This window comes from Solirubrobacter soli DSM 22325 (genome assembly GCF_000423665.1).
In the GTDB taxonomy this organism is placed as follows: Bacteria; Actinomycetota; Thermoleophilia; order Solirubrobacterales; family Solirubrobacteraceae; genus Solirubrobacter; species Solirubrobacter soli.
The window spans coordinates 1-9,621 of sequence record NZ_AUIK01000050.1; the positions used below are offsets into that span (position 1 = coordinate 1).

A 9,621-nucleotide genomic window follows, 5' to 3' on the forward strand; every position below is an offset into this window, starting at 1 on the left:
TCCTCGGCCGAGGCGGAGGACTGCTCGGCGACCGCCGCGACCTCGGTGATGTCGGACTCGGCGCGGGTGGCCTCGGCGCTGATCTGGTGCACGGCCGTCGCGATCGCGCTGACGCGGTCGGTGACGTCGGCGACCGCGGTGCCGATGGCCTCAAAGGCCTCCCGGGTCTGCTCGACGGTGGCGACACCGTCGGCGGTGCGCTGATTGCCTTCCTCGACGACGGTGACGACGTTCTGGGTCTCGGCCTGGATCTCGCCGATCAGCGACGAGATCTGACTGGCCGCCGACTGGGACTCCTCGGCGAGCTTGCGCACCTCCTCGGCCACGACGGCAAAGCCCTTGCCCTGCTCACCCGCCCGCGCGGCCTCGATCGCGGCATTGAGCGCGAGCAGGTTGGTCTGCTCGGCCAGACCGGTGATCGTGTCCACGATCCCGCCGATCTGCTCAGACTTGGTCGCCAGCCCCAACATCGCCGTCCCGACCTGGGCGCTGGAGCGCTCGACCTCACGGATCGCCTCCGTCGCCTGCGTAGCCGCCCGCACGCCATCCTCGGCCGCACCGCGCGCCTCCTCGGCCGCACCCGCCGTCGCCGTAGCAGTCTCGGCCGAGGCGCCCGCGGCGCGAGCGGCCTCCTGCACGGCCTCACGCGTGGACTCGACCATCCGCACCTGCCGCTCAGCACCCTGCGCAACATCAGAGACCGCAGACGCGATCTCACCCACGGCCCGACCAGCCTCCTCAGACGTCGACGCCATCTGCTGCGACGCCGACGCCACCGTCCCCGCCCCCTCGGCCACCTCGGAGAGCGCGGCGGTCAGACGCTGTCGCATCTCGTTGTAGGCGTCGATCGAATGCTCGGCCTTGGCCAGCATCCCGTTGAAGGTCTCGGAGAGGCGACCCAGTTCGTCGCGGCTGGTGACATCGACGGGCGCGGTGACCGAACGCGCCACGTGCGTCAGGTCGCCGCCCGCAACCGCGTCCATCGCCTCTGCGACCACCGTCAGGTCGTGCCGGTCGAGGCTCGTCATCCGCTCCCCGAGGGCCTTGACCGGGCGCACCACCGAGCGCGTCACCCACGTGGCGAGGGCGATCGCGGCCAGCGTCGCGAGGATGGCGATGGCGATGATCAGGCGCGTGCCGCGCACCGCGCTCGCGTGCTCGGCGTGGACGCCGGCCTGGGCGTCGCGGTTCGCGGCGGCCTGGAGACGCTTCCCGGCGACCTCGAGTTGGGCGTCGAGCTTGACGATCGTCGCGCTGAACACTCCGCGTGAACCGGATCGGTCGGTCGCGGCCCGGACGGTCTCCGCTCGTGACCGGCCGACCGCGAGGCGCTCGGCGGCGACCAGGCGCGCACGGGCCGCGGCGTAGTCGTCGAGCGCGCCCTCCACGGACGTTCCCGCCCACAGTGGCTTCAGCGCGCGCTCGTCGGTCGCGCCGTCCGCCCAGCTCGCCGCCAGCGCACGCGCCCGCTCGTCCTCGGCGCGCAGATCACCGTCGAAGACGTAGAGGTGCTCGGCGACGAGCGACACGTCGTCCTTGACCCGCGCCTGCAGGTTGCCGAGCAGCTCGCTCGCGCGCAGGTGGCGGGTGGCCAGCTCGTCGGTCTTGGCGCGCAGCCCTGACATCGAGGTCACGCCCGTGACGGCGATCACCGTCAGCGCGACGCACAGGGCGCCGAAGGCGCCGCCCAGCCGGACGGCCAGGGGCAGGTTGCGGATCGACATGGCCCATGCATCGTCCGTCCGGGGACATCCTTGAGCACCAGTGTCAATAGTGACTTCGTGCTGACAGTCAATCTGACGGCACGTGAAGCCGGCGGCCGTCCTTGATCAACCGGCGATCACCGGTGAGCTCGCGGACGAACCGGTACAGCGACGTGGGATCGACGCCGAGCTCGTCCGCGATCTCGCGCACGGTGATGCCCGGCCGCTCGCGCACCAGCGCCAGCAGCTGCGCATGGCGCTCCCCGGGACGCGCCTGGGCCCGGCGCGAGCGCCTGCTCCGCGCCGCTGGGCGCGCGACCGGCGTCGAATGCGGCACGCCGTTGGGGCCCGACAACGCCTCGGCCGGGAGGTCCAGGCCGAGCCGGATCGCGGTGCGCTCGAGCTCCAGGTACTCCTCAACCGACGGCCGCAGCGCGCGCATGCGCTCGACGAGATCGCGCTCGACGCGATGCAGCTCGGTCAGGACGGACACTCGGGCGACTCGATTCAGTGGACCAGCCTATAAGTGCAGTGACTGTTAGCAGATGCTCACCGTGACCTTGTCGCCGGGTGTCACAAACTTCTCATGGTGTCGGGGAAAGCTCCCGCGACGGCGCGGGCACCGCGCAGGAACGCGAGCAGATCGCCGGACTCGGGCTCACGGCGCCAGATGAGGTCGATCGGCACCGTCACCGCGTGGGCGAGCGGCACGTAGGACACGCCGACGGGCGCGATCGACGACGCGACGGCGGGCACGAGCGCGAACCCGCGCGCCCGCAGGAACGTCGCCGGGACGGCGAGGTAGGGGATCGGCACCATCGCCGGGTCGAGCCCCGCCGCCCGGCACGCGGCGAGGATCGCTGCCGTGTAGCCGCCGGACTCCTGCCCGGCCGCGACGATCAACGGCAGGTCGGCGAGTTCGGTGAGGCGCACCCGTGGGGCGCGGGCGCGTGGATCGTCGCTCGCGAGCGCGACCACGACGGGCGCATCGGCGAGACGCTGGCTCTGCTGGTCGGTCCTGACCGCGGCGCAACACGTCAGGCATGCGTCGAGCCGGTAGGCGGACAGGTCATCCAACAGCCGTTCGGATGCCAGCTCGCACAGCGACACCCGCGCCGCCGGGTCCTGCTGCGCATGGGCATCGAGGATGGCGTCGCCGAGCGGGCCCCGCGCCGCCGGCGAGATCCCGATGCGCAGCGGTGGCATGGACGGTGCCGCCCGCACCGCCGTCCAGGCCTCGTCGAGGCCGGCCAACGCCGGGCCGGCGGCGCGCGCCAGCCGCTCCCCGGCCGGCGTGAGCACGACGCTGCGCGTCGACCGCTGCAGGAGGGTCACGCCGAGCTCTGACTCGAGCCTGCGCATCGCCTGGCTCAACGACGGCTGGGAGATCTCCAGCCGCCGTGCCGCGCGTGAGAACTGGAGCTCTTCAGCGAGCGTCGCGAAGTAGCGCAGCTGCCGCGCCCCGAGGGCCATGACCGATGCTCCCGCCCGCGCGATGAGCCCGCTGTGAAGGCGCATGCGGATGGCGCGACGGCGCGCACGGAGCCGCGGTTGGATCGCGATCGTCGCGACTGTCAGTTTGACTGTCAAGACACTCACACGCCTGCCTCACGTACGCTTCACGTCGATGCCGCCCGCCTCCTCCCCCACACCGACGCCGTCACGACGGCCTCCGGACGAGACGTCCGAGGCCCGGATCGCCAAGGCCCTCGCCCATCCGCTTCGCGCCCGCATCCTCAAGCGACTCGGAGAGCGCGAGTCGAGCCCGGGCGAGCTCGCGGTGGAGCTCGGCGAGCCGCTCGGGCTCGTCGCCTATCACGTGCGGATGCTGCGCGAGTACGAGTGCGTCGAGCTCGTGCGCACCGCACCGGTGCGCGGCGCGCTGCAGCACTTCTACCGCGCGACCGCGCGAGCGAGCATCGGCGACACGGCGTGGCGCGGCCTGCCGACGAGCCTGCGCGGCGAGCTGATGGGCGAGACGATCCAGGCGATCGTGTCGGCGCTCGCGGACGCCGCTGACGCGGGCGGGCTCGAAGACCCGCAGGTCACGATCGTCCGCCGGCCGCTCGAGCTCGACGAGAAGGGCATCAAGAAGCTCAATCGTCTGCTGGCCAAGACGCGCGAGCAGGCCGCCGCGATCGCGGCCGAGAGCGCGCAGCGCGCAGGGAGCGAGCGGATCGCCACCGAACTCGCGACGCTGCACTTCAAGCGCGGCAGCTGACCGACGCCCGAGGCGGCGCCGACCCCCTCGAGTCGTCAACGCGACCTGTCCTGACCGCGTCCGTGCCGTCACGCGCCACAGCACGGTGCATCCGTGCGTCTTCGCCGGCCGGACGACCGTGATCCGAGGCCGCGACCGTTTCACTGTCGAGCAATGGATGGGCGGACCCGGGCGGGAGCAGTGGTCGAGGGCGTCATCGGCGGTTGGACTCGCGCCACCGGTCGAGGATGATCGTCACCAGGATGAACGCGAGCACGACACCGACATCGGGCGGCATGCCGGTGTTCTAGGCGGGCGATCCCGAACAGATCCTGAACGCCACCGGCCGGTACGAGCCGCTCATCCGGCGCTTGTGTCCCGTTCAGGTTTCGGTCAGGCGGCGCACGCGATGCTGGCCGTTGTGCTGATCGGGATCTGCGAGGACGACCAGCACCTGCAGTCGGTCCTGGCCCGCGCGCTCGCCGCCGAGGACTTCTCGGTGCGCGTGACCGCCAGCGGCGGTGAGGCGGTGCGCGTGTTCAGCGAGCATGTCCCGGACCTCCTGGTGCTCGACATCGGGCTTCCCGACGCCGACGGCCGCGACGTCTGCCAGGCGTTGCGCGCGCATGGCGTCGACGCTCCGGTGCTGTTCCTCACCGCCCGCGGGAACCTGACCGACAAGCTCGCCGCGTTCAACGCGGGCGGCGACGACTTCCTGACCAAGCCGTTCGCGCTCGCCGAATTGATCGTGCGCGTGCGCGCGCTGCTCAAGCGACGCGCGGAGAGCGCCCCGCCGCCAGGAGCCCTGCGGCTGGACCCGGGTCGGCACGGCGTGAGCGCGGGCGAGCGGACCGAGTCGCTCACGCCGACGGAGTTCCGGTTGCTGGCGGCGCTCGTCGCGCGTCGCGGCATCGTGCTGCGACGCGCCGAACTGATCGCCGCGGCGTGGCCCGATGGCGCCATGGTCAACGCGAACACGCTCGACGCGTACATGGTTCGCCTGCGCCGCAAGCTCCGGCGCCTGGAGGTCGACGAACGGATCGAGACGGCGCGCGGCGTCGGCTACGCCCTCCGGTGAGCCCCTGCGAGTCCGCGACAACGGCGGCGATGCCGTGCCTCGACAAGGCCTTCGCGGTGCTCGGCACCGAGCAGGCCGACGCCGATCACGGACACCAGGACTGACGGATGGTCGATGTCAGCGCCGGACGCAGACGTGCGTCCGGCGCCGGCGCGGTGACCTAGGCCGAGATCACTACCCACCGGCGGCGACCCCATCCGCGGCGGCCGGGAGCCACAGCGTCATGATCGGCGGCGACGAACGCGTGACGGCGAGCCTGCCACCCTCGGCGTGGGCGAGAGCCTGGGCGAGGGAGAGGCCGATGCCGTGACCGTCGCGCGAGGACGCGCGTCGGGCGAACACGTCCTCGCCCGTGCCGGTGAACCCCGCACCCTCGTCAGCGACGTCGAGCGCGATCCAACGCCCGCTGGAGCGCGTGCTGATGCTCACCGCTCCCGCGCCGTGCCGCTGGGCGTTCTCGAGCAGCACGTCGAGGATCTCGCCGACCACGGCTCCTGACGCGGACAACGCGCCGGCCTCCGGCGAGAGCCCGATGCGCAACGGCCGGGCCTCGGCAGCCAACGGATCGCGCCAGCGCGCCTGCACCTCGTCGACCACGTCGGCGACGTCCGTCTCCGCGTCCGGCCGAGGGACGTCGCGGGCGACCGCCAAGAGCGTGTCGATCGTGCTCTGCAGCCGCTCCACCTGCGCGAGTGCGCGGGACAGTTCCGCCGGCGCGTCGCCGCGCAGCTCGAGCGCCTCGAGCTCGATGCGCAGCGCGGCGAGCGGCGTGCGCAGCTGGTGCGACGCGTCCGCGCTGAACGCCCGCTCCCGGGCCACGAGATCGGCCAGCCGCTGCGCGGTCTCATCCAGCGCGACCGCGATCTCGTCGGCCTCCGGGACGCCGCCGCGCGGCGCGCGCGTCGCGAAATCGCCCTGCCCGAGCCTCCTCGCAGCCGCGGCGAGCCGTTCCAGCGGCAGCGCGAGGCGCCGGCCGAGCACCAGCGCCGCGAACACGGCGAGGAGCACCACCAGCAGCGCCAGCCCGGCCAGCGCCAGCCACGCCCGTCGAATGGCGTCCGCGGTGGCATCGCCGCTGCGCTGGGCGCGCAGCGCGCCCGTCACCCGTTCGCCCGTCAGCAACGGGACGACCGCCACCAACCGACTGCTCCCGCTGTCGCTCACGGGTGCCGCGGTACGCAGCGCGGCATCGACGAGCGCGTCGTCGCGTGCTGCTCCCCCATCGCCCGCGACACGACGCCCCGCAGCGTCGTAGACGGCGAGCCGGTCCGCGCTGGGCGGAAGCTCGACGGGATCGCCGCCCCGAGGGTCGACGTCGACGGCGCGCGTCGCCGCGATCGTGTCGCGCTGGAGCCGAAGTAGCGCGTCGTCGCGGTAGTTGCGCTCGAGGACGAACGCGAGCGGCAGGGCGAAGAGCACGACGGCGGCCGTGGCGACACCGGCGATCGCCAGCATCAGGCGTCGCCGCATCAGGCCTCCAGCCGGTAGCCGACGCCGCGCAGGGTCGTGATCGACGCGCCGCCGAGCTTCTGGCGCAACGTGAGGATGTGCGTGTCGAGCGTCTTGGTCGAACCGAGCCAGTCCGTGTCCCACACGTCCCGCATGATCCGCTCGCGCGTCACGGCGCGCCCGGCCTCCGCGACGAGCAGGGCGAGCAGATCGAACTCCTTGGGCCGCAGGTCGAGCTCGTGCTCGTCGCGCCAGGCCCGCCGCGCGGCGCGGTCGACGCTCAGCGACCCGGCGCGCAGGGCCGCGTCGGGCTCGTCCGCGGACGCGATCGTCGCGCGCCGGAGATGCGCCCGGACGCGCGCGAGCAGCTCGGCCAGGCGGAACGGCTTTACGAGATAGTCGTCCGCGCCCGCGTCGAGCCCGGCGACGACATCGAGCTCCTGGTCGCGCGCGGTGAGGATCAGGATCGCGAGATCGGGCCGCGCCTGACGCAGGCGCCGGCACACGTCGAGGCCGTCGGTGTCGGGGAGCCCGAGGTCCAGGATCACCAGGCTCGTGTCAGCGTCGGCCGCCGCGAGCGCCGGACCGCCGCGCGCGAGATGCCGCACGGTGTGGCCCTGGCTCTCCAACACGCGCACCAGGCTCGACGAGATCGCGTCATCGTCCTCGACGAGCAGGATCGCGGAGCCGCTCACAGCCTCGACGGTAGCGCCGGGATCGACACCGTTTGAGAACTTTGACCTGGCGTTGACCTGCCGCGGGCGGCGCGCTGACCGGTGGCTGCGAGCGTCAGCGGCGATGCCCAGCATGCGCACGGCGGCCGCGACGGCCGCCCTCGTCCTCGTCGCCGCCGGCTGTGGCGGAAACGGCGGCACGGCGACGCCGACACCCGCCGCCTCCGAGAACAGCCCGCCCGGCGACATCCCGGACAACCAGGCGTTCGTCGCCTACGCCCCGCCCCACGCCGGCTACTCGGTCAAGGTGCCCGAAGGCTGGGCACGCACCACGGCCGACGGCGCCACCTCCTTCACCGACAAGCTCAACACCGTCACACTGGAGGCGGGCGATGCCACGTCCGCCCCGACGGTCGCCGACGCGAAGCGAACGGCGCCGGCGAAGGCGCGGGTCAGCCTGGTCAAGCGCACCTCAGGGCCGGCCGTCCGGATCACCTATCTCGCACAGAGCCGGCCGGACCCCGTGACCGGGAAGGCACGGACCAACGCGGTCGAGCGCTACCTGTTCTTCCACGCCGGTCGCGAGGCCATCCTGACGCTCAGCGGACCCAAAGGAGCCGACAACGTCGACCCCTGGCGGATCATCACCGACTCCCTGCGCTGGACACCATGACCGCCGTCCTCGAGGCCCGCTCGCTGTATCGCTTCTACCACGCGGGCGACGACGAGACGCTTGCGCTGCAAGGGGTCTCGCTGACGGTCGATCGCGGCGAGGTCGTCGCCGTGACCGGCCCGTCCGGGTCCGGCAAATCGACGTTGCTCAACGTCCTCGCCGGGCTCGACGAGCCTGACGGCGGCGAGGTCCGGATCGACGGCGAGCGACTCTCACGCCGGCCCGAGGAGGACCGCGCACGGCTCCGCGGGCGCACGCTCGGGATCCTCTACCAGCAGGCCAACCTCGTCGGCCACCTGTCCGTCGAGGCCAACGTGGGGCTCGCTCAGCGGCTCGCGCGCAGCACCTCCCCGGCCTCGCGGCGTGCCGTGCTCGAGCAGTGCGCGATCGGCAAGCGCGCGCACGCCCGGCCGACCCAGCTCTCCGGGGGTGAGCTCGTGCGCGCGGGACTCGCCGTGGCGCTCGCCAACGACCCCGCGGTGCTGCTCGCCGACGAGCCCACCGGTGAGCTCGACGAGGACACCGCGGCCACGGTGCTGGCGCTGCTGCACGATCGCGCGTACGCCGGCGCGGCGGTGGTGATCGTCACGCACGCCGCCGATGTCGCCGCCGTCGCCCACCGCGAGCTCCGGCTGCGCGACGGAAGGCTCGAGTCATGACCGCGCTGGCCACCTGCACCGGCGCCGGACGAACCTTCGGGCGCGGACCCGCGACGGTCGTCGCCCTGCAGCCGACCGACTGTCGCGTGGACGAGCGGGCGCGAATCGCCATCACCGGCCCCTCGGGCTCGGGCAAGTCGACCCTGCTGCACCTGCTCGCGGGCCTCGACGACCCGACGGTCGGAACTGTCGAATGGCCGCTGCTCGGCGACCGCGCCGCCCTGCGTCCCGGCCCCGTCGCCGTCATCTTCCAAGGCCCGAGCCTGCTCCCGCCGCTGACCGTGCTCGAGAACGTTGCCCTTCCGCTCGTGCTCGCCGGCGCCCGCGACGCGGACGCGCGCGGCGCCGCGGACCGGGCCCTGGCATCGCTGGCGCTCGACGAGCTCGCTTCCAAGCTCCCGGAGGAGATCTCGGGCGGTCAGGCGCAGCGCGTCGCCGTCGCCCGCGCCCTCGCCGGGCGCCCTCGGCTGATCCTCGCCGACGAACCGACCAGCCAGGTCGACCGCGCCAACGCCACGGCGATCGTCGATGTCCTGCTGTCGGCCACCGCAGACGCCGACGCCGCCCTCGTCGTCGCCACACACGACCAACACGTCGCCGAACGGCTGCACGAACACTGGCACATGCACAGCGGCCGGCTCGAGAGCCAGAGGCCCACATGGTCGCACTGACCTGGTTGGGCGGGCTCCTTCGCCACCGCCCCGGACGCCTGCTCGCAACCGCCGCGGGCGTCGCCGTCGCCGTCGCGCTGATCGCGTCGATCGGCGCGTTCCTGTCGGCGACGACCTCGAAGATGACCACGCGCGCGAGCGCCCGCGTGCCGGTCGACTGGCAGATCGAGGCCCAGCCCGGCGCCGACCCGCGCCGGCTCCTCCGGCAGGTCGAGCGCTTCCCCGGCGTCCGGCGCGCCCTCCCGGTCGGCTACGCCGACACCAGCGGGCTCCAAGCCCGGACCGGCGCGACCGTGCAGAGCACCGGCCCGGGCAAGGTGCTCGGACTCCCGAACGGCTACACGCAGGCGTTCCCCGGCGCGCTGCGCACCCTCTCGGGCAGTGACACCGGCGTGCTGCTCGCGCAGCAGACCGCCGCGAACCTCCACGCCCGCCCGGGCGACACCGTGACGATCGGAGGCGCCCGCGGAACCGCGCGGGTCACCGTCGACGGGATCGTCGACCTCCCCGCCGC

Annotated in this window: 11 protein-coding genes; 6 read left to right on the top strand and 5 right to left on the bottom strand. The window is 73.2% G+C overall.

Annotated features, from left to right (window positions below; genetic code table 11):
• The 3 genes from G569_RS59195 to G569_RS0129320 all read right to left on the bottom strand — a co-directional run.
• The coding region (locus G569_RS59195; RefSeq protein WP_053227141.1) for a methyl-accepting chemotaxis protein at window positions 1-1,724 on the bottom strand (1,724 nt) is incomplete at its 3' end.
• A gap of 67 nt (window positions 1,725-1,791) precedes the next feature.
• Window positions 1,792-2,196: a winged helix-turn-helix transcriptional regulator gene (locus G569_RS0129315; RefSeq protein WP_028066054.1), complete on the bottom strand. Its 405-nt coding sequence runs from the start codon at window positions 2,194-2,196 to the stop codon at window positions 1,792-1,794.
• A gap of 80 nt (window positions 2,197-2,276) precedes the next feature.
• Window positions 2,277-3,176 (bottom strand): LysR family transcriptional regulator, encoded by a 900-nt coding sequence (locus tag G569_RS0129320; RefSeq protein ID WP_028066055.1) that lies wholly within the window; start codon window positions 3,174-3,176, stop codon window positions 2,277-2,279.
• A 154-nt stretch (window positions 3,177-3,330) separates the two neighbouring features.
• Between G569_RS0129320 and G569_RS59200 the strand changes: the two genes are divergently transcribed.
• Window positions 3,331-3,924: a winged helix-turn-helix domain-containing protein gene (locus G569_RS59200; protein ID WP_053227142.1), complete on the top strand. Its 594-nt coding sequence runs from the start codon at window positions 3,331-3,333 to the stop codon at window positions 3,922-3,924.
• Window positions 3,925-4,312: 388 nt separating this feature from the next.
• The gene (locus tag G569_RS0129335) at window positions 4,313-4,981 is read left to right on the top strand and encodes a response regulator transcription factor (RefSeq protein ID WP_028066056.1); all 669 of its coding nucleotides are present in this window, start codon (window positions 4,313-4,315) and stop codon (window positions 4,979-4,981) included.
• Window positions 4,982-5,155: 174 nt separating this feature from the next.
• On the opposite strand, the gene G569_RS0129345 is transcribed toward G569_RS0129335, so the two are convergent.
• A complete protein-coding gene (locus tag G569_RS0129345) occupies window positions 5,156-6,451 on the bottom strand; it encodes a sensor histidine kinase (RefSeq protein ID WP_028066057.1) in 1,296 nt (431 codons plus the stop codon).
• Window positions 6,451-7,125, bottom strand: coding sequence for a response regulator transcription factor (locus G569_RS0129350; protein ID WP_028066058.1), 675 nt, complete (start codon window positions 7,123-7,125; stop codon window positions 6,451-6,453). Before G569_RS0129350 ends, G569_RS0129345 begins: the two co-directional genes overlap by 1 nt.
• A 103-nt stretch (window positions 7,126-7,228) precedes the next feature.
• On the opposite strand from G569_RS0129350, the gene G569_RS0129355 reads away from it, so the two are divergent.
• From G569_RS0129355 to G569_RS0129370, 4 genes are all read left to right on the top strand, one after another.
• Window positions 7,229-7,777 (top strand): hypothetical protein, encoded by a 549-nt coding sequence (locus tag G569_RS0129355; RefSeq protein ID WP_037500128.1) that lies wholly within the window; start codon window positions 7,229-7,231, stop codon window positions 7,775-7,777.
• On the top strand, window positions 7,774-8,436 hold the full coding sequence (locus G569_RS0129360) for an ABC transporter ATP-binding protein (protein ID WP_037500131.1): 663 nt from the start codon (window positions 7,774-7,776) through the stop codon (window positions 8,434-8,436). Before G569_RS0129355 ends, G569_RS0129360 begins: the two co-directional genes overlap by 4 nt.
• Complete coding sequence (locus tag G569_RS0129365) at window positions 8,433-9,107, top strand: ABC transporter ATP-binding protein (protein WP_028066060.1); 675 nt, start codon at window positions 8,433-8,435, stop codon at window positions 9,105-9,107. Before G569_RS0129360 ends, G569_RS0129365 begins: the two co-directional genes overlap by 4 nt.
• Window positions 9,095-9,621 (top strand): ABC transporter permease (locus G569_RS0129370; RefSeq protein WP_028066061.1); only part of this gene is annotated, 527 nt, incomplete at its 3' end. The genes G569_RS0129365 and G569_RS0129370, both read left to right, overlap by 13 nt.